This is a genomic window from Actinophytocola sp. (assembly GCF_009379765.1).
In the GTDB taxonomy this organism is placed as follows: domain Bacteria; phylum Actinomycetota; class Actinomycetes; order Mycobacteriales; family Pseudonocardiaceae; genus Actinophytocola.
In genome coordinates, this window is sequence record NZ_WHTD01000013.1 from 41248 (window position 1) to 59627 (window position 18380).

Sequence of the window (18380 nt, forward strand, 5' to 3'; positions counted from 1 at the left end):
CGGGGTGATCCTACGAGTCCCACCCCCCGTCGCGTCAGGTCAGGGCGGGCGCCAATTTCCGCAGTGCCCCCAGCTTGTCACGATTCAGTACCTGCAGGGCGACGTGGTCGGCGCCGGCCGCGCGATGCGCCTCGATCCGGGTGCGGATCGCGTCCTCGTCGCCCCAGGCCACCATGCTGTCGACGAGCCGGTCGCTGCCCCCACCGGCCAGGTCGTCGTCGGTGAAACCGAGGCGCAGCCAGTTGTTCGTGTAGTTCGGCAGCGTCAGGTAGGTGTGCAAGCGCTTGCGGGCGAGCGCCCGCGCGGTGTCCGGGTCGGTGCTCAGCACCACCTTCTGCTCCGGCATCAGCAGCGTGTCGGAGCCGAGGATCTCGCGCGCCTGGGCGGTGTGCTCGGGCGTGACGAGGTACGGGTGCGCACCGGCGGTCCGGTCGGCGGCGAGCCTGAGCACCTTCGGGCCGAGCGCGGCGAGGGCCCGGCCGGCCACCGGGACGCCACCCGCGTCCAGGCCGTCGAGGTAGCTCACGAGCTTCTCGTAGGGCTTGGTGTAGGCGTCGCCAACCATCGAGCGGTGACCTGCGCCGATGCCGAGGATCAGCCGGTCGGAGTACGCGGAGAGCCGCGCGTAGGACGCCGCGGCGACCTCGGGTGGCGCGTCCCAGACGTTCACGATGCCGGTGGCCACGACCAGCTTCGACGACGTGCTCAGCAGGCGCTCAGGGATCTTCAGGTCGGCCGGCGGCGAGCCGCCGAGCCACACCGCGCCGATGCCCAGCTCCTCCAGCTCGGCCAGCACCTCCGGCTTCCGGAACTCCGCCCAGGTGCCGCCTTGCCACAGTCCAAGCCTGCCGATGTCCATGCGCGCTACCTCCGGTTGTCTTCGACGGTCATCGAAGACAACAGGAGGCGGCCGGCGTCAATTCCCGACGAGCGCTCCCGTGAACGCCTCCGTGCGGGCCTGCCCGTCCCAGCCGCCGGCCGGCGCGGGCAGTCCGAACAGCGATGCCACGGTCGGCGCCACGTCCAGGGTCCGGACCGGCACCGAGGACACCTGACCACGCCGCACCGTCGGGTGGCCGCCGGAGACCACGAACGGGATCTGCTCGGTGGCGGGGTGCCCGTGGTTGCCCGGGATCGGGTTCGAGATGACCGTCGGGTCGGTGAACCGCCAGCCCGCCTTGCAGTAGACGACCAGGTCACCGGCGTTCGTACCCAGCCGCAGCTCGGCCGGGTCGTGCGCGGACAGCACGCCGGGCGCGGCCAGCGCGACCTGCCGCATGCGGGCGACCGCCTCGGCGCGGGTGTCCGGCGGACCGGTCCAGTAGAGGAGGTCCGCGCCGCCGTTCTGGGCGACCTGGACGTTGCCGTCGAGCAGCGGGTCGTCGTCGAGCCGGCCGGCCAGGTTGACCAGCGAGAGCGGCAGCGACCAGTCCATCGAGTGGTCGGCCAGCACGATCACGACCGAGCTCTCCCACAGGCCGCTGCGCCGCAGGTGCGCGACGAAGCGGGCCAGCTGCGCGTCGGTGTCGATCAGCGCGAGCGTGCGCAGCAGCCGGATCGACCAGCCGGTGAGGTCCGCGTGGCCGAACCGGTCGACGTCGCCGAGGTTGGCGAACAGCAGGGCCGGGTCGTGGTCGTCGATCGCGTCGAGCACCGCGCCCATCGTGAACACGTCCGGCGCGTGGTTGGTGATCGGGAGCATCGGCTCGGGCGTCCACCGGTGCGAGGCCCGCTCGCCGAACACGCCGTACAGGTAGTCCTTCGACAGCACGCCTGCGGTGGCGAGGCCCAGCTCGGCGGGCAGCCGCTCGAGCAACGTCGACGTCCGCAGGTCGGTCGGCAGGCCGAGGTCACGCACCTCGCCGAGCGCCGGGTCCCACACGGAGTTGGCCGGCACGCCGGACCGGTTCGGGTAGACGCCGGTCATCATCGCCACGTGGTTCGGGATCGTCTCGGCCACGGTGATCGACCTCGCCGCGGCGAACGACGTGCCCTGCGCGGCGAGCGAGCGCAGCGTCGGCAGGTATGCGCCGGCCGCCTCGTCCGGCCGGCAGCCGTCCACGACCAGGACGTAGACCCGCAGGCCGGTGGCGGCGCGGGCGGCGGAGGACGCGAACGCGGTCAGCGCGACCGCTCCCGCCGCGCCGCCCAGCAGGGTCCGGCGCGACAGCGTGCCCGTCATCAGGCGCCGCCGATCGGCGAGCCGACCCGCTGCACCTTCTGGGTGCCGGCCCGGACCCGGTAGGACCTCGCGTAGGACAGCGCGCTCGCCGGGTCGGCCTTGGTGGCGAGGAAGTACCAGTCCATCTGCGCGCCGGCCGGGGTCACCTCGAGCACCGAGGCGCCGTGCGAGTCGACCTCGACCCACTTGATGTGCCGGTTCAGCGTGGTCAGCGCGCCCTCGATGACCGGGCCGACGGTCCGCGGCGGCACGCCGGCGATGTCGTCGATATTGTCCGAGGTGACCGAGGTGGCGACGAACTCGACCGCCACCGACGGCGACAGCGGGTACAGCGCGGCACTGCGCGGCACGTCGCTGGCCCACGAGGAGTGGATGTCGCCGGTGAGGAACACGGTGTCCCGCACGCCGTTGTCGGCGAGCGTGTCGAGCAGCCGGCGGCGGTCCGCGGCGTAGCCGTCCCACTGGTCGGGGTTGATCACGCCGCCGTCGCGCGGCAGGCCGAGCAACTCGAGCAGCGGGCCGAGCAGGTCGCCCGGCAGCGGCGGCACGAGCACCGGCGCGACCATCACCGAGTTGCCGACGAGCTTCCACTGCGCGCCGCTGGTGACCAGGCCGTCCTGCAGCCACGCCATCTGCTCGGCCCCGGTGATCGACCGGTTCGGGTCGTCGGTGCCGTCGTCGAACGGCGGGACCTGCTGGGAGCGGTAGCTGCGCAGGTCGAGCATCGAGACCTCGGCGAGCAGGCCGAACCGCAGCCGCCGGTAGAGCCGGCCGGCCTCGTTGCGCACCGGCATCCACTCGAAGTACGCCTGGTGCGCCGCGGCCTTGCGCGCCGCGTAGTCGCCCTCGGTGTCCGGCTGGTGGTTCTCGGCGCCGCCGGACCACGCGTCGTTGGCGACCTCGTGGTCGTCCCAGGTCGCGATGACCGGGATGGTCGCGTGCAGGCGGGACAGGTGCTCGTCGGTCTTGTACTGCGCGTGCCGCTGCCGGTAGTCGGCGAGCGTGAGGATCTCGTGCGCGGGCTCGTGGGCGCGCACGCCCCCGCCGCCGCCCTCGTAGATGTAGTCACCGAGGTGCAGCACGGCGTCGAGGTCGCCGCGCTCGGCGAGGTAGCGGTAGGCGGCGAAGTGGCCCTGCGGCAGGTTCGAGCAGGACACCACGCCGAACCGCAGCCGGGCTACGGCCGCGGTCGCGGCGGGCGCCGTGCGGGTGGTGCCGACGGCGGAGACCGCGCCGCCGAGGTGGAAGCGGTAGTGGTAGGTGGTCGCCGGGGCGAGACCGGTCGCGTCGACCTTCACCGTGTGGTCCCGGTCCGGGCCGGTGCTCGCGGTGCCGGAGCCGACGACCGCACCGAACGCCGGGTCGGTGGCGATCTCCCAGCGCACGTCGACCGTCGGGCCCCGTCCGGAGCCGGGCGTGGACTCGGGGGTCGGGGTGACACGGGTCCACAGCAGGACCGCGTCGGGCAGCGGGTCGCCGGAGGCCACCCCGTGCGCGAACGCCGGCTCGGCGGCGTTCGCGGCTGTGGCACCGGCGGTCACTGCCGCCCCGCCGATCACCACCCCGACGGTTGCCGCGCCAGATGCCCGTAAGACCGACCGACGGTCGAGGAGGTGATCCATGTCTTCGGATCCTGGCGGAAACCACCCCCTGTGACATACAGCCGTCTTGCGTAAACATTTGGTACACAGTTGCCATCTACTCGAAGTAGGTTACTGATGGTAAGTTCGAGCGCAGGCAACCCGCGAGGAGGCGACATGTTCGGCAGGGAACGCAGCGTGCGCGGAAAGGTCGTGCTGATCACCGGGGCGGCGCGGGGCATCGGCGCCGGCGTGGCCAGGGAGCTCGCCTCCCGCGGCGCCAAGCTGGCTCTGGTCGGCCTGGAGGCGGACGAGCTCGCGAAGGTCGCCGCGGACTGCGGACCGGACGCCGGCTCGTGGGAGGCCGACGTGACCAGGTGGGAGGACCTCGAGCGCGCGGTCGCCGCGGTGGTCGAGCGGTACGGGCGGATCGACGTGGTGCTGGCGAACGCGGGCATCGCGGCCACCGGGTTCACCCGGTCCATCGACCGCAAGGCGTTCGAGCGGGTGATCGACGTGGACCTGCTCGGCGTGTGGCGCACGGTTCGGGTGACGCTGCCGCACCTGATCGAGAGCCGCGGGTACGCGCTGCTGGTGTCCTCGGCCGCGGCGATCGTGCACATCCCGGGCAACGCGGCGTACTCGGCGGCGAAGGCGGGTGTCGAGGCGTTCGCGAACTCGCTGCGCGCGGAGGTCCGGCATCTCGGCGTGGGCATCGGCGTGGCGCATCCGACCTGGATCGCGACCGACATGGTCGACAACGCCGACCAGCACCCGGTGTTCGGCCCGCTGCGCGCGGCCAACAAGGGGTTCGCGAGCAAGATCTACCCGCTGTCGGTGGCCGTCGACCTGATCAGCGCGGGCATCGCCGCGCGGGCGCGGGTGGTGCACGTGCAGGGCTGGGTCGGCGTGGTCAAGCTGGTCCGCGCCCTGGTGCCGCGGGTCGTCGAGCTGGCCGCCCGCAAGATCGTGCCGGCCGCGGACAAGGCGGCGCTGGCGGACATCGCGGAGCGCGGCGCCGAGGAGTCGAGCCTGGTCGGCCCGGGAGCGAGAGCTGCGGCCCGTAGCCACGGTGCGCTATAACCGAGGCTCACCGGCAGGCTGGAGGCGCGGATGTCGCGACGGGCACAGATCGTCATGACCCCGGAGGAGATCAAGGACTTCCTCGCCGACGGGAAGGTCGCGAACATCGCGACGATCGGCCCGAACGGGCGGCCGCACCTGGTGGCCCTGTGGTACGTCCCGCGCGGCGACGGCATCGCGACGTGGACCTACGCCAGCTCGCAGAAGGCGGCGAACCTGCGCAGGCTCGCGCAGGCGACGGTGCTGGTCGAGACCGGGGACACCTACGACCAGCTGCGCGGCGTGTCGATGGAGTGCGACGTCGAGCTGGTCGGCGACACCGAGAAGGTCGCGCTGATCGGCACCGAGCTGATGCGCCGGTACAACAGCGGGGAACCCGAGGTGGCCACGGCGGCGACCCAGTTCGTGCGGGTGCAGGCGGTGAAGCGGGTCGGCCTGGTCCTGACGCCGACGAAGGTGGTCAGCTGGGACCACCGCAAGCTGGGTGGGACCTACTGAGCCCACTTCCCGAGCACGAGCTTCCACTCGTGCACGGTTCGCGCCGCAGCGACGGCTTCGGTGGAGTACGGGTCCTCGTCGAGGAGCGTGTCGAGCTCGGTGCGGTCCTCGACCCGGTAGATCGCGAACCCGGCGGAGTCGTCGGACCACGGCCCGGCGGCGGTGACCCGGCCCTCGTCGGCGAGCCGCCGCAGGTACTCGCGGTGCCGCGGTCGCGCGGCGGCGAGCTTGTCGCGGTCCGCCACGTAGGTGGTCTCGACGGTGAACCAGACCATCGGCGGGCTCCCCGGGGTCGGTGGCGCTGACCGCACGCTACTGGCGCTGTCCGCGGCTGACGTGGACCGGTACGGTTTCCGCGTGGCAGGGGACGGTCAGGGCGGCAGCACCGAGCGGACTGTCGAGCGCACGCTCGGGCATCTGCGGGCCATCGACACCGGAAGTTTCGCGGTGCCCGGCAAGGAGCCGCCACCGCTCACCCTCGAGGACCTGTACCGGACGCATCGCATGCGCCTGGTCCGCCTCGCGGTGCTGCTGGTCGACGAGCCGGCGACCGCCGAGGACGTGGTGCAGGAGGCCTTCACCGGCCTGCACCGCAACTGGGGCAACCTCCGCGACGCGGCCGCGGCCCTGGGCTACCTGCGCACGGCGGTGGTCAACGGCTCCCGGAGCGTCCTGCGGCGCCGCAAGACCGCGCGCGAGTACACCCCGCCGCACCAGGTGAACGCGAGGTCGGCGGAGAGCCTGGCGATGCTGACGGCGGAGCACCAGTCGGTGGTGCGGGCGCTGTCGCAGCTGCCGCCGCGGCAGCGGGAGGTGCTGGTGCTGCGTTACTACGGCGACCTCTCGGAAGCGGAGATCGCCGACGCGGCCGGCATCTCGAAGGGCACCGTGAAGTCCACGGCGAGCCGCGCGTTGGACGCCCTGCAGAAGATCATGGGCTCGCCGAGCTGACCGGCTCGGACCCACGAGCACTCGGCGGCAACTCACCCATGCCCGCGGCGTCGCGATACGCCGCCTCGCCAGCCGTCCCGGCAGGCGGATGATGTGAGCGGCGCACGAACGGCGCAAACTCCCGACGTGGACCCCCAAAGGCGACCTCGCGCGCGTGCGCGATGCAGCCCCCGCCCTCTCCGGGGCACCCCGATGGCTCCATTCTATCGGTGGGGGTGACCGGGCCAGCGTTGTCGATCTCGACTGTGGATAAGTGGGTGGGTTGTGGACAGTGGTGCGAGGCCCCGGTGGGTTCGGGAAGCCGGGCTGCTGGTCGCCGAGATGGCGGCCGCTTACGTGGTCGTCGTCGTGGTGGCGTTGCTCTTCGACTGGGCCTCACCGTGGGTGACCGGGCTCATCGGTCCCGGTGGCGTGCTCTGCGGTTTGGTGTTCGGCACGGTGGCACGGCGCAGAACGTGAGCTGACCGTTACCCGCGAACCAATCTCATTGGTATCTTGTGAATAGTCCCCACCCGGTCAAGTACCGCTATGGTATAGACCAATAGTCGTGAGTCGGCGGTTCAAGGGGAGTGGCATGGCTGCGCAGCTCATCGCCCGGGCCAGGGTGGCTACGCCGGACGGCGTGGTCGATCCCGGATGGGTGCTCGTCGAGGACGGCGCGATCAGCGCGGTCGGCGCCGGCGACCCGCCCGACCGGCCCGACGCCAGGACAACCGACGCCAAGGGGGCATGGGTGGTCCCCGGGTTCGTCGACCTCCACTGCCACGGCGGCGGCGGCGCGGCGTTCACCAGCACCGATCCCGCGCAGGTCCGGCACGCGGTCGACGCGCACCGCAGGCACGGCACCACCACGATGCTCGCCAGCCTCGTCTCCCGGCCGGTTCCGGAGCTGGTCGAGCAGGTCGCCTCGCTGCGGGAGCTCGTCGCCGACAGGCTCATCGCCGGCATCCACCTCGAAGGCCCGTTCCTCTCCGCCGCCCGCTGCGGGGCGCACGACCCCGCGGTCCTCCGGCCGCCGGACGCCACCTCCGTCGACACGCTGCTCAGCGCCGGCAAGGGCGCCATCCGCATGGTCACCATCGCGCCCGAGCTCGACGGCGCGGTGCCCGCGGTGAAGCGATTAGTCGACGCCGGGGTGCTCGCCGCGGTGGGTCACACCGACGCCCTGGCCGAGGACGTGGTCCCCGCGGTCGACGCCGGCGCCAGCGTCGCCACCCACCTCTTCAACGGCATGCGCCCGCTCCACCACCGCGAGCCCGGCCCGATCGGCACGCTCCTCGACGACGAGCGGGTCACCGTCGAGCTGATCTGCGACCTCGTCCACCTGCACCCGACCGTCGTGCGGCTGGCCGCCCGGCACGCGGGTGCCGGGCGAACGGTGCTGATCACCGACGCGATCTCGGCCGCGGCCGCGGGCGACGGCGTGTACGACATCGGCGGGCTCGAGGTCACGGTCACCGACGGCATCCCGACGCTCGCCGGCGGCGGGTCGCTCGCCGGCAGCACGCTCACGATGGACGCCGCGTTCCGCAACCTCGTGCAGGGCTGTGGGCTAGGTGTGCTGGAGGCCGTCGCCGCCGCGTCGACCCGGCCCGCCGAGCTGCTGGGCCTCGGTACCGTCACCGGCCGGATCGCCGCCGAGTACGCCGCCGACCTGGTCCTGCTCGACGAGACCCTGCACCCGAGTGCGGTCATGCACCGCGGCGGCTGGGTATAGCGTCAGCGGTGTGACCGACGATCCGGAACGGCTGGTCGCCGAGGCGCTGCGGGCGCACGCGGCACGCACGCCGCTACCGGAACCCGCGCACGTCGACCTGACCAGCCCGGTCCTCGGCAGCTACGGCCTGCTGTCCGGCAGTGGCGTGACCCTGCCGGCGGCCGACCCGCCCACCGTGCGCAGGCTCCCCGTGGCCGACCGGACCACCCGGCTGGAGCCCGAGAGCCGGGTCGCGGTCGGCTGGGTCATCCTGCTGGCGCTGCTCCTGGGCCTGGCCACGGGTGCGGTCGTCGGGCTGCTCACCCTTCTATAGGCATATATAGGGCTTTGGGTACCTTGGTCCGCGTGACCCTTGCCAGCGCCACCGTGCACTCGATGTCGATCCTGCCGTCATGGCTGGACCCCGAGGTCATCCTCCGCGGGATGGGCGGCTGGGCACTCGCGGTGCTGTGCCTGATCATCTTCGCGGAGTGCGGGCTGCTGGTCGGGTTCTTCCTGCCGGGCGACTCGCTTCTGTTCACCGCCGGGTTGTTCGTGGCGAGCGGCGCCGTCGACCACCCGCTGTGGCTGGTGTGCGTGCTGGTCACGGTGTGCGCGTTCGTCGGCAACGTCTGCGGCTACTGGATCGGCGCCAAGGCCGGACCGGCCATGTTCAGCAAGCCGGACTCGAAGCTGTTCAAGAAGGAGTACGTCGACAAGACGCACGAGTTCTTCGAGAAGTACGGCACGCGGGCCATCGTCATGGCGCGGTTCGTGCCGATCGTGCGCACGTTCATCACGGCGATGGCGGGTGTCGGTCGGATGGACCCGAAGCGCTACTTCGTCTACTCGGCCATCGGGGGCGTCGGGTGGGCCACCGGCGTCACCGTGCTCGGCTACTTCCTCGGCCAGATCTCGTTCGTGCACGAGAACATCGAGGCCATGCTGGTCCTGATCGTGCTGGTCTCGCTCATCCCGATCGTCATCGAGGTCATCCGGGCGCGCCGGCAGAAGAAGCACGTGGCGACCGAAAGCCCCTGAGCCCTCAGGACATCGCGAACATCGACCCCGGGTTGAACAGGTTGCCCGGGTCGAGTGCGGCCTTGATGGACCGGTGCACGCGCAGGCCGACCGGGCCGATCTCGCGCTCCAGCCACTCGCGCTTGATCTTGCCGATGCCGTGCTCGCCGGTGACAGTGCCGCCGAGCGAGAGGCCCACGGCGAGGATGTCGTTGAACGCCTGGTTCGCCCGCTCGAACTCCGACTCCGACGTCGGGTCGTAGACGATCGTCGGATGCATGTTGCCGTCGCCCGCGTGGCCGACGACCGGGACCCGCAGGTCGACCTCGGCGCTGATCCGCTCGCACGCCGAGATGAGGTCCGCGATCTTGGTCCGCGGCACGCACACGTCGTCGGTCATCCAGGCGCCGTAGACCTCCAGCGCCATCAGCACCGCACGCCGGGCGGCGAGGAGCAGCTGTCCCTCGGCCGGGTCGAACGTCGAGTGCACCAGGTCCGCGCCCACGTCATGGCAGACCTGCTCGATCGCGCGCAGCTCCTGCCGCGCCGCCTCGCCGCCGGAGTCGGACTGGCACAGCAGCAGCGCCGCGCAGCCCTTGCCGGCGCCGAGCTCGGTCTTCAGGTGCGTCTCGACGGCCTCGATCGAGGTCGAGTCCATGATCTCCATGAGCGACGGGACGATGCCCTCGCGAACGATCCGGCTCACCGCGGCACCGGCGGCGGCGACCGTCGAGAACGCGGCGACCATCGTGCCCGGCGCCTGGGGCAGCGGCCGCAGCGCGAGCGTCGCCTGGGTGATCACGCCGAGGGTGCCCTCGCTGCCGATGAACAGCTTCGTGAGGTCGTAGCCGGCCACGCCCTTGACCGTGCGCCGGCCGGTCCTCAGCAGCTCGCCGTCCGCGAGCACGACCTCCAGGCCCAGCACGGAGTCGGTGGTGACGCCGTACTTCACGCAGCACAGCCCGCCCGCGTTGGTGGACAGGTTGCCGCCGATCGTGCACCAGTCATAGCTCGACGGGTCCGGCGGATAGAAGAGGCCGTGCTTCTCGACCGCGCCGCGGAGGTCGAGGTTCACCACCCCCGGCTGCACGACGGCGAGCCGGTTGTCCGGGTCGACCTCGATGATCTCGTTCATCCGGGTGGTCACCAACACGACACAGCCGTCGATCGCGTTGGCCGCTCCGGAGAGCCCGCTGCCCGCACCACGCGGCACGATCGGCACGCCGGCCGCCGCGCAGGCCCGCACCACCGCCCGCACCTGACCCGCGTCGCCCGGGAGCACGACGGCCAGTGGGTTGCCGTGCGGGGCGAGCGGCATCATGTCGCGCCGGTAGCTGTCGGTGACGTCCGGATCGACGAGCACCGTGCCCTTCCCCAGCGCTGCGGTCAGGGTGTGCAGCAGATCGTTGCGCGTGGTCACAGTTGAACCGTAACCGCCTCTTCGAGTGTATTTCGAGTCCCTGTACCGACACTTGAGTCACGAGTACGTGCGGGAACCGGTGCCGAACCGAAATCGTGTCCACGACTTTCGGGGGCTCGTCCTGACATGTCGATGATTTACAGTCAAAGGTGTCTGATCAACGATGACGGGCTGGAGGTGGTGCGCCGTGGCCCATCCCGCCAGCATCGCCGCCAGCATCGCCGCGCCCGCCGAGCTCCTGGTCAACGCACCGGCGAGCCCGGTGCCGACCACCCCGAGCGTCCAGAGCCGCGCGCTGGCGCAACTGCTCATGACCGGGCTTCGACCGATCGGCGACCGGCTGCACATCACCCGCAACCCCGCGCTGCAGATGGTCCGAGATGCCTTCGACGCGGTCGGCTTCACCCCGCTCCCGCGCGGCACGGAGCTTCGCTCGGTCACCGACGGTGACGTTCGGGGCGTGTGGATCACCGGCCGCGGCGCCGCGCGGGCAACGCGCGACGACGGCAACGGCGTCCTGCTGTACCTGCACGGCGGCGGCTTCGTGTTCGGCTCGCGGCGGACCCATCGGCACTTCGTCGCCGCGCTCTCGGCCGCCAGCGGCCGGCCGGCGTTCCTGGTCGACTACCGACGCGCGCCCGAGCACCCGTTCCCGGCCGCCGCGGACGACGCCGTCGCGGCCTACCGCTGGCTGCTCGCGTCCGGCTACCGCGCCGACCAGATCACCGTCCTCGGCGACTCGGCCGGTGGGCACCTCACCGCGGGCCTGCTCGCCGACCTGTCCCGGCGCCGGCTGCCGATGCCCGCCGCGGCGGTCTTGTTCCCCCCGTTCCTCGACCTCACCTGCGCGGAGCTCGACGACCGGGACGCGGTGCGGCGCGACCCGTTCGTGCCGCCGCGGCGGGCCCGGGAGTGCGGCCGGACCTACGCGGGCGAGCACGCGCTCGACGGTCGGCGGCTGAACGTGCTCCGGGCGCCCAAGCGCCGCTGGCCGCCGGTACTCATCCAGGTCGGCGACACCGAATGCCTGCTCGGCGACTCCGAGCGGATGGCGGAGAGCATCCGTGCCGCAGGGGGACACTGCGAGCTTCAGGTTTGGCCGGGCCAGGTGCACGTGTTCCCGGCGTTCTACCCGGTGCTCCCCGAGGGCCGCGCGGCCATCCGCTACGTCGGCGAGTTCCTCCGCGGCACCTCGGCGGTCACCGCCGCCGCCTGACCGTCCACAGTGACCCAAAGTGTGACCTGTGCCATACGTGGCGGCAAGTAATGCCCGAGTGGGCGATTTGCGATGTTGCGCCGCGGTCAGTCCGTTGCCCTACCGTCATCGAGTTGACAGCCACGTTGAGGGTGGGCGAACAAGCCTCGGTTCCCGCGATGCCCCTCAGCGAAGACACGTACGCTACCTGTCGTGTCCTCTGTCCTGGCCGATGCGAGCGTGCTGGCCTCCGGCGTGCTCGCATCCGCCGGACCGGTCATGGTCTGGGTCATCGTGCTCGGCTTCGTGTTCACCGAGTGTGCCTTCATCGTGGGCCTCTTCCTGCCGGGCGACTCACTGCTCTTCGCCGCCGGCGTGGTACTCGCGCAGCACGACAACGAGGTGCACGCCTGGGCGCTGTCGATCACCGCGACGGCCACCGCCGTCATCGGCAACATGCTCGGCTACTACATCGGGCACAAGACCGGCAACGCGCTGATCGCGCGACGCGGCGGCAAGGTGCTCAACTTCGACAACCTCGCCCGCGCCCGGGACTTCCTCGACCGGCGCGGCTTCTGGGCGATCGTGCTGGCCCGCTGGCTGCCGTGGATCCGCACGTTCGCCCCGCTCATCGCGGGCGCCGCCAACATGGACCGGCGCCGGTTCCTGTTCGCCACCTCGCTCGGCGGTCTCGCCTGGGTGCCCACGCTCGTCCTCGTCGGCTACTACGCCGCCGGGCTGATCGACGATCTCCCGTGGCTCAAGGCGGTCGCGCTCTGGGCGAGCATCGCGTTCTTCGTCGTCGGCACGGTGTGGGGGATCCTCCGCTACCGACAGGAGATGCACCGGCCGGTGGAGACCGAGCCGGTCGGCGCCAAGTCCGGCGACTGAGTCCGGTCTCGGCCTGCAAAAGATCCAGTAACGGCCGCCGTTTCGTCATCTCGCTCGGGCAGTATGGCTGAGTCGGCTCGCCCCCGAACGAGCCGGAAAGGACTCTGATGCCCACGTTGACCGGTGTTCACCATGTCGCGCTCACCGTGACCGACGTGGACCGGAGCGTCCCGTGGTACGAGCGCGTGCTGGGGTTCGAGACGATCGGCCGGGACGACGCGGAGACCGGCCGGCGCAAGGTCTTCCTGCGCGGTCCCGGCTTCGGGATCACGTTGACCCTGGTCCAGCACCCCGACGCGGACCGGTCACTGTTCGACGAGCGGCGCCCGGGGCTCGACCACCTGTCGTTCAGCGTGCCCAACAACGCGTGCCTGCGGGAATGGACCGACCGGCTCACCGAGCACGGCGTGACGTTCTCGCCGATAACGGAGGAGCAGTCCGCGCCAGGAACCAAGGTGATCGCGCTGCGCGACCCGGACGGCATCCAGCTCGTCCTGTGGGCACGCGAGGTCTAGCGGCCTAGACGGTCGTGTCTCGTGGATCTTGGTCGATGGGATTCGTACCACGATCCAAGATCCACGAGACATGGCCTAATGCCCGCCGCTGATCGGCAGCACCGCGCCGGTCACGAAGGACGCGGCCGGGGAGAGCAGCCACACGATGCCCTCGGCGACCTCCTCCGGCCGACCGGCCCGCAACATCGGGATGAGCGGCGCCCGTTTCGCCAGCCGGTCCGGCATGCCGGCGGCGGCGTGCAGGCCCGTCTCGACCAGACCGGGCGCGACCGCGTTGACCCGGATGCCCTCGGCCCCCACCTCGATCGCGAGCCCGTGGGTCAGCGAGTCGACCGCCGCCTTGCTGGCCGCGTAGTGCACCCACTCACCCGGTGAGCCGCGACCGGCCGCGGTCGACGACACGTTGACGATCGCCCCGCCGCGCCCGCCGTACCGGGTGGACATCCGGCGCACCGCCTCGCGGTTGCACAGGAACACGCCGAGCACGTTGACGTCGAGCACCCGGCGCACCACCGCGGCGTCCTGCTCGTCGAGCCGGCCAGGTGTGTTGCCGGTGATGCCCGCGTTGCTGACCAGGCCGGCGAGCTCGCCCAGCCCGGACGCCACGTCGAACAGCCGCCGCACGTCGGCCTCGTCGGCCACGTCACCAGCCACGGTGACCGCCGCGCCGCCGGCCGCCTCGATGCCGGCCCGCACACCCTCGGCCGCGGCGTCGTCCGACGCGTAGTTGATCACCACGCGGTAGCCCTGCCCTGCGGCCAGCCGGCACACCGCGGCCCCGATCCCCCGGCCGCCCCCGGTCACAACCAGCACCCTCACGACACCGCCCCGCAGGCTCGGCGCTGCCGCTCACGGCCGCCCTGTGACACTTGTTCGCGCGCAAGCTCGCTCACCCGAGGAAATCTAGCCGTTCCAACATCGCCGCCGCCTCGAGTGCCATCCAGCCGGACAGCTGCACGGACAGGTCCCGCTCCACCCGCCGGTGTCCCGACGACCGCGGCGCCTGCGCCGGCTGCGACCACTCCGGCCCGAACACCGGCCCGCCCCTGGCCAGCGCCCGGTTGCGCCAGGCCGCCTCCGCCGAGGCCACCACGATCCGCGCCGCCGGGTCACCCGCCGGCGAGCCGAAGGAACGCAGCCGGACCGCGGCCAGCGCCAGGTAGCGAGCCAGGATCCCGGCGAACAGCCCGCCGTCCCCGCCGCCGCGGCCACGCACCACGCGGTCGTCGACGAGGTGGGTGGCCACCGCGGTGACCGTCCGCTCGGCCCGGGACACCCACACGCCGGAGGGGTCGTTCGCGGCGAGCTCGACGCATGCGCCGAGGAAGACGCCCTGGCAGTAGGTGTAGACGACCTTCACGATGTCCTTGACCGAGCCGTCCGGCTCGACGTAGACGCCGTCCCACAGCAGCCCGGTCGCCGGGTCGACGAACAGCTGCTCCATCCACCCGGTGAGCGACCGGGCCCGCTGCCGGTCGGCCCGCTCCCCGCCGACGTTCGCCGCCCTGGCGAACAGGATCGCCGCCGGGCCGTTGGCCGGCACGTTCTTGAACGAGTCACCGCGCCGCCACCAGATTCCACCGCCCGCGTGGTCGGTCCAGCCGCCGCGCAGCTGGGCGGTGATCTGGCCCAGCGCCTTCTGGACCGGGAGGTCCTCGCACTCGTGCGCGCGCAGCAGCGCGAGGCCGAGCCAGGCGATGTCGTCGTAGTAGTCGTTGGTCCACGCGCCGAAGTTGCGCAGCCGCACGCCACGCGCCAGGCGGGCGATCGTCGAGGCGCGGCCGGGGTGCGGCAGGCGGTGCTGGGCGTCCACGAGGCAGTCCAGCAGGTGCGCCTGCCACCAGTAGTTCCAGTTCACATGCAGCCGTTGCCGCAAGGTGGGCGGCCAGCCGGCCACCCCGAGCCGGGTGCCCGGCAGCGCCCAGACCCGGCGCAGATGCCGGGCGAGCACCGCTCGCTCGGCGACCGCCGCCCGCGCCGCCCACAAGGACGGAGAATCCTCCGTGGAGGACTCGGCGAAACCCGCTCGTTGACTCACACTCTTATGTTCGGCTCTGGATCGGTTCCGACGTGTCCGCCGGAAGAGTGATGTCACCGTCCTGTGTAACAGTTGTGGTCATGACGACCGCACCCGTGACCTGTCCGTTGTGCGAAGCCACTTGCGGACTGGAGGTGACCCTCGACGGTGACCGGGTGGCGGGGGTGCGCGGGGACGCGGCCGATGTGTTCTCGCACGGGTTCATCTGCCCGAAGGGTGCCTCGCTGGGCGCGCTGCACCACGACCCGGACCTGTTGCGGGCGCCGCTGGTGCGGCGGGACGGCGTGCTCGTCGAGGTGAGCTGGGACGAGGCGTTCGCCGTGGTCGACGAGCGGTTGCCGGCGCTGATGGCCGAGCACGGCCGGGACGCGGTCGCGATCTACGCCGGCAACCCGTCGGTGCACAACGCCTCGACCGCGCTGTACGGGCCCGCGTTCTTCAAGGCCGTGGGCACCAAGAACTTCTATACCGCGAGCACGGTCGACCAGCTGCCCAAGCACTTCTCCAGCGGCTACCTGTTCGGCCACCCGCTGACCATCCCGGTGCCCGACCTCGACCGGACCGAGCACCTGCTGCTGCTCGGCGCGAACCCGATCGTGTCCAACGGCAGCCTCATGACCGCGCCGGACGCGCGGGGCCGGCTGCGCGGGATCCGGGAGCGTGGCGGCAAGATCGTGGTGGTCGACCCGAAGCGCTCACGCACCGCCGAGATCGCCGACGATCACCACGCGATCCGCCCCGGCACCGACGCACTGCTGCTGTTCGCGCTGGTCAACGTGCTGTTCGCGGAGGACCTGGTGACGCTGCGCGGGCTGGCCCCGCACATCACGGGCCTCGACACCGTGCGCTCGCTGGCCACCCCGTTCACCCCCGCCGCCGTCGCGTCGGCGACCGGGCTCGCGGCCGAGGAGATCCGGCGGATGGCCCGGGAGCTGGCCGCCGCGCCACGGGCCGCGGTGTACGGCCGGATGGGCACGACCACGCAGTCCTTCGGCACGCTCGCGAGCTGGCTCGTCGACGTGCTGAACGTGCTCACCGGCAACCTCGATCGCGAGGGCGGCGCGATGTTCCCGCTGGCCGCCGCCGGGCAGGCGAACTCGCGGCGGGGCAAGCGGCGCCCGTGGACCGCGGGCCGGTGGCGGAGCCGGGTGCGCGGCCTGCCCGAGGTGATGGGCGAGCTCCCGGTGGCGACGCTGGCCGACGAGATCCTCACGCCCGGGCCGGGCCAGGTGCGCGCGCTGGTGACGGTGTGCGGCAACCCGTGCCTGAGCACGCCGAACGCCGGCCGGCTCGAGGAGGCGTTGGCGCAGCTGGACTTCATGATCTCGCTGGACGTGTACCTGAACGAGACGAGCCGGCACGCGGACGTGATCCTGCCGGGACCGACACCGCTGGAGCGACCGCACTACGACCTGGCGCTGTACCAGCTGGCGGTGCGCAACGTGGCGAACTGGACGCCGGCCGCGCTGCCGACGCCGGTGCCGCAGGAGTGGCGGACGTTGCTGCGGCTCACCGGGATCGTGGCCGGGACGGGCCGGTCCGCGTCGCTCGCCTCGCTCGACGACATGGTGGCCGGCGAGGCGGCCCGGCGGGCCGGGGTGGACGTGTCGGTCGCCGGGGACCGGACCGGCCCGGAGCGCCTCGTGGACCTGATGTTGCGGGGCGGCCCGTACGACCTCACGCTGGCCGACCTGGAGGCCGCGCCGCACGGGGTCGATCTCGGCGCGCTGACGCCGCGGCTGCCGGACGTGCTGTCCACGCCGAGCGGGCTCGTCGAGCTGGCGCCCGACGCGATCGTGTCCGACGTGCCGCGACTCGTCGGTGTGCTGGGCGAGCCGGTCTCCGAGCAGCTGGTGCTCATCGGCCGGCGGCAGCTGGGGTCGAACAACTCGTGGATGCACAACCTGGAGCCGTTGGTACGCGGGCAGAACCGGTGCACCGCCCAGATCCACCCCGCCGACGCCTCCCGGCTCGGCCTGGTCGACGGCGGCCGCGCGATGGTGCGGTCGCGGGCCGGCAAGGTCGAGGTCCCGGTGGAGGTCACCGACGCCATCCGCCCCGGCGTGGTGAGCATCCCGCACGGTTGGGGCCACGATGTGGACGGCACCCGCGCGACGGTGGCCACCGCGCACGCGGGCGTCAACACCAACCTCCTGGCCGACGACACCCTGCTCGACGCTCTGTCCGGAACGACAGTGCTGAACGGCATCCCGGTGGAGATCGAGCCGGTCCGGTGAGGCACTGAGTTACCAGGCCTTGTCGAGGTCCGCGTGCTGGCGGATCCAGGTGTGCATCACGATGCCGGCCGCCACGCCGGCATTGATCGAGCGGGTCGACCCGAACTGGGCGATCGACACGACCGTGGTGGCGGCCGCGCGGGCTTCCTCGGTGAGACCAGGGCCCTCCTGGCCGAACAGGAGCAGCGCGCGGCGCGGCAGCCGGACGGTCTCCACCCGCTCGGCGCCCGGGGTGTTGTCGACCGCGATGATCGTGAGGTCCTCGGCGGCCGCGAACTTCAGCAGCGACTCGACGTCCGGGTGGTGCTCGACGTGCTGGTACCGGTCGGTGACCATGGCGCCGCGGCGGTTCCAGCGGCGGCGGCCGACGACGTGCACGGCCTTGGCGGAGAAGGCGTTGGCGGTGCGGACGACGGTACCGATGTTGTGGTCGTGCCCGAAGTTCTCGATGGCGACGTGGAAGTCGTGGCGCCGCTGGTCGAGGTCCGCGACGACCGCGGCGCGGCGCCAGTAGCGGTAGGCGTCGACGACGTTGCGGCGGTCGCCCTCGGCGAGGAGGGTCGGGTCGTAGCGGTCGTCGTCCGGCCAGTCACCCGGCCAGGGTCCGACACCGACGGGCTCGCCGAACTCCCACTCGGTGGGCCCGGTCTCGGGGTTCACCGCGCCGCCGGCACGGCCTGCTGGGCGCGCCGGTTCCGCCACCTCAGGTAGACGCCGACGTAGGACACGACCAGCAGTATGACCGCCCCGACGGCGACGACGGGCAGCAGGCCGCGGGGGATGAGGTCGCCGTAGATGTAGTACTCGTTGAAGCCGCCGGGAAGCGGTCCGAGCCCTTGCTGGCGGCGGAAGAAGTCCTCGAGCGCGGTGATCGGGCAGACGATGGGCAGCGTGTTGATCGCGATGCCCCAGAGCGCGAAGAACACGTGCACGAAGATGGTCCGAGGCCACCGCCAGGCGAGAAACCCACCGAGTCCGATGTAGAGCAGCGCCGCGAAGTGCACCACCACCGTGACATCGGCGAGGAACCCGGCCATGGCCCCACGGTACCGGGAAACGCCTTGTCAGGTGGCG

Annotated in this window: 20 protein-coding genes; 11 read left to right on the plus strand and 9 right to left on the minus strand. The window is 71.9% G+C overall.

Annotation, left to right across the window (positions count from 1 at the left end; all coding sequences use genetic code 11):
- Positions 1-34: 34 nt before the first annotated feature.
- From GEV28_RS06025 to GEV28_RS06035, 3 genes are read right to left on the minus strand one after another with little or no spacing between them, the layout of a single operon-like run.
- On the minus strand, positions 35-859 hold the full coding sequence (locus GEV28_RS06025) for an LLM class F420-dependent oxidoreductase (RefSeq protein ID WP_291409436.1): 825 nt from the start codon (positions 857-859) through the stop codon (positions 35-37).
- 57 nt (positions 860-916) lie between these two features.
- Positions 917-2182 (minus strand): alkaline phosphatase family protein, encoded by a 1266-nt coding sequence (locus tag GEV28_RS06030; RefSeq protein WP_291409438.1) that lies wholly within the window; start codon positions 2180-2182, stop codon positions 917-919.
- Positions 2182-3723: an alkaline phosphatase gene (locus tag GEV28_RS06035; RefSeq protein ID WP_367115038.1), complete on the minus strand. Its 1542-nt coding sequence runs from the start codon at positions 3721-3723 to the stop codon at positions 2182-2184. Before GEV28_RS06035 ends, GEV28_RS06030 begins: the two co-directional genes overlap by 1 nt.
- Positions 3724-3939: 216 nt before the next feature.
- Here GEV28_RS06035 and GEV28_RS06040 point away from each other — a divergent pair, with 216 nt between their 5' ends.
- Together GEV28_RS06040 and GEV28_RS06045 are read left to right on the plus strand one after the other, a co-directional pair.
- Positions 3940-4845, plus strand: coding sequence for a short-chain dehydrogenase/reductase (locus tag GEV28_RS06040; RefSeq protein WP_291409442.1), 906 nt, complete (start codon positions 3940-3942; stop codon positions 4843-4845).
- Positions 4846-4875: 30 nt separating this feature from the next.
- Positions 4876-5343, plus strand: a complete 468-nt coding sequence (locus GEV28_RS06045; protein ID WP_291409444.1) for a pyridoxamine 5'-phosphate oxidase family protein — start codon at positions 4876-4878, stop codon at positions 5341-5343.
- Here GEV28_RS06045 and GEV28_RS06050 read toward each other — a convergent pair.
- A complete protein-coding gene (locus tag GEV28_RS06050) occupies positions 5337-5618 on the minus strand; it encodes a muconolactone Delta-isomerase family protein (protein ID WP_291409446.1) in 282 nt (93 codons plus the stop codon). The genes GEV28_RS06045 and GEV28_RS06050 overlap by 7 nt on opposite strands.
- Positions 5619-5700: 82 nt before the next feature.
- Here GEV28_RS06050 and GEV28_RS06055 point away from each other — a divergent pair, with 82 nt between their 5' ends.
- The 5 genes from GEV28_RS06055 (at position 5701) to GEV28_RS06075 (ending at position 9031) form a co-directional block, all read left to right on the plus strand.
- Positions 5701-6294 (plus strand): SigE family RNA polymerase sigma factor, encoded by a 594-nt coding sequence (locus GEV28_RS06055; protein WP_291409513.1) that lies wholly within the window; start codon positions 5701-5703, stop codon positions 6292-6294.
- Between the two features lie 264 nt (positions 6295-6558).
- Positions 6559-6753 (plus strand): hypothetical protein, encoded by a 195-nt coding sequence (locus tag GEV28_RS06060; RefSeq protein WP_291409448.1) that lies wholly within the window; start codon positions 6559-6561, stop codon positions 6751-6753.
- Between the two features lie 115 nt (positions 6754-6868).
- Positions 6869-8011: an N-acetylglucosamine-6-phosphate deacetylase gene (gene nagA, locus GEV28_RS06065; protein ID WP_291409450.1), complete on the plus strand. Its 1143-nt coding sequence runs from the start codon at positions 6869-6871 to the stop codon at positions 8009-8011.
- Positions 8012-8021: 10 nt separating this feature from the next.
- Positions 8022-8324, plus strand: a complete 303-nt coding sequence (locus GEV28_RS06070) for a hypothetical protein (protein ID WP_291409452.1) — start codon at positions 8022-8024, stop codon at positions 8322-8324.
- Positions 8325-8356: 32 nt separating this feature from the next.
- Entirely contained in the window at positions 8357-9031 is a 675-nt protein-coding gene (locus tag GEV28_RS06075; protein ID WP_291409454.1) for a VTT domain-containing protein, read from the plus strand.
- 4 nt (positions 9032-9035) lie between these two features.
- On the opposite strand, the gene GEV28_RS06080 is transcribed toward GEV28_RS06075, so the two are convergent.
- Positions 9036-10430 (minus strand): FAD-linked oxidase C-terminal domain-containing protein, encoded by a 1395-nt coding sequence (locus GEV28_RS06080; RefSeq protein WP_291409455.1) that lies wholly within the window; start codon positions 10428-10430, stop codon positions 9036-9038.
- A 187-nt stretch (positions 10431-10617) separates the two neighbouring features.
- Here GEV28_RS06080 and GEV28_RS06085 point away from each other — a divergent pair, with 187 nt between their 5' ends.
- The 3 genes from GEV28_RS06085 to GEV28_RS06095 all read left to right on the plus strand — a co-directional run bounded on the left by GEV28_RS06085 (position 10618) and on the right by GEV28_RS06095 (position 13031).
- A complete protein-coding gene (locus GEV28_RS06085; protein WP_291409457.1) occupies positions 10618-11646 on the plus strand; it encodes an alpha/beta hydrolase in 1029 nt (342 codons plus the stop codon).
- A gap of 192 nt (positions 11647-11838) precedes the next feature.
- Entirely contained in the window at positions 11839-12516 is a 678-nt protein-coding gene (locus GEV28_RS06090; protein WP_291409459.1) for a DedA family protein, read from the plus strand.
- Between the two features lie 107 nt (positions 12517-12623).
- On the plus strand, positions 12624-13031 hold the full coding sequence (locus GEV28_RS06095) for a VOC family protein (protein WP_291409461.1): 408 nt from the start codon (positions 12624-12626) through the stop codon (positions 13029-13031).
- A 75-nt stretch (positions 13032-13106) separates the two neighbouring features.
- On the opposite strand, the gene GEV28_RS06100 is transcribed toward GEV28_RS06095, so the two are convergent.
- Together GEV28_RS06100 and GEV28_RS06105 are read right to left on the minus strand one after the other, a co-directional pair.
- Complete coding sequence (locus tag GEV28_RS06100) at positions 13107-13850, minus strand: SDR family oxidoreductase (protein ID WP_291409463.1); 744 nt, start codon at positions 13848-13850, stop codon at positions 13107-13109.
- A gap of 70 nt (positions 13851-13920) precedes the next feature.
- Positions 13921-15018: a glycoside hydrolase family 76 protein gene (locus tag GEV28_RS06105; protein ID WP_291409515.1), complete on the minus strand. Its 1098-nt coding sequence runs from the start codon at positions 15016-15018 to the stop codon at positions 13921-13923.
- 131 nt (positions 15019-15149) lie between these two features.
- Between GEV28_RS06105 and GEV28_RS06110 the strand changes: the two genes are divergently transcribed.
- On the plus strand, positions 15150-17306 hold the full coding sequence (locus GEV28_RS06110; RefSeq protein ID WP_291409465.1) for a molybdopterin-dependent oxidoreductase: 2157 nt from the start codon (positions 15150-15152) through the stop codon (positions 17304-17306).
- A 9-nt stretch (positions 17307-17315) separates the two neighbouring features.
- Here the strand turns inward: GEV28_RS06110 and GEV28_RS06115 are convergent, their stop codons facing one another.
- Together GEV28_RS06115 and GEV28_RS06120 are read right to left on the minus strand one after the other, a co-directional pair.
- Positions 17316-17966, minus strand: coding sequence for an RNA methyltransferase (locus GEV28_RS06115; protein ID WP_291409467.1), 651 nt, complete (start codon positions 17964-17966; stop codon positions 17316-17318).
- Complete coding sequence (locus GEV28_RS06120) at positions 17963-18343, minus strand: DUF2784 domain-containing protein (RefSeq protein ID WP_291409469.1); 381 nt, start codon at positions 18341-18343, stop codon at positions 17963-17965. Before GEV28_RS06120 ends, GEV28_RS06115 begins: the two co-directional genes overlap by 4 nt.
- Positions 18344-18380: the final 37 nt, after the last annotated feature.

Bases quoted from the DNA above. Each gene is read 5' to 3' on its own strand.
- GEV28_RS06040 (WP_291409442.1), top strand. From the start codon at position 3,940: ATGTTCGGCAGGGAACGCAGCGTGCGCGGAAAGGTCGTGCTGATCACC.
- nagA (WP_291409450.1), top strand. From the start codon at position 6,869: ATGGCTGCGCAGCTCATCGCCCGGGCCAGGGTGGCTACGCCGGACGGC.
- GEV28_RS06025 (WP_291409436.1), bottom strand. From the start codon at position 859: ATGGACATCGGCAGGCTTGGACTGTGGCAAGGCGGCACCTGGGCGGAG.
- GEV28_RS06120 (WP_291409469.1), bottom strand. From the start codon at position 18,343: ATGGCCGGGTTCCTCGCCGATGTCACGGTGGTGGTGCACTTCGCGGCG.
- GEV28_RS06050 (WP_291409446.1), bottom strand. From the start codon at position 5,618: ATGGTCTGGTTCACCGTCGAGACCACCTACGTGGCGGACCGCGACAAG.
- GEV28_RS06030 (WP_291409438.1), bottom strand. From the start codon at position 2,182: ATGACGGGCACGCTGTCGCGCCGGACCCTGCTGGGCGGCGCGGCGGGA.
- GEV28_RS06095 (WP_291409461.1), top strand. From the start codon at position 12,624: ATGCCCACGTTGACCGGTGTTCACCATGTCGCGCTCACCGTGACCGAC.
- GEV28_RS06110 (WP_291409465.1), top strand. From the start codon at position 15,150: ATGACGACCGCACCCGTGACCTGTCCGTTGTGCGAAGCCACTTGCGGA.
- GEV28_RS06045 (WP_291409444.1), top strand. From the start codon at position 4,876: ATGTCGCGACGGGCACAGATCGTCATGACCCCGGAGGAGATCAAGGAC.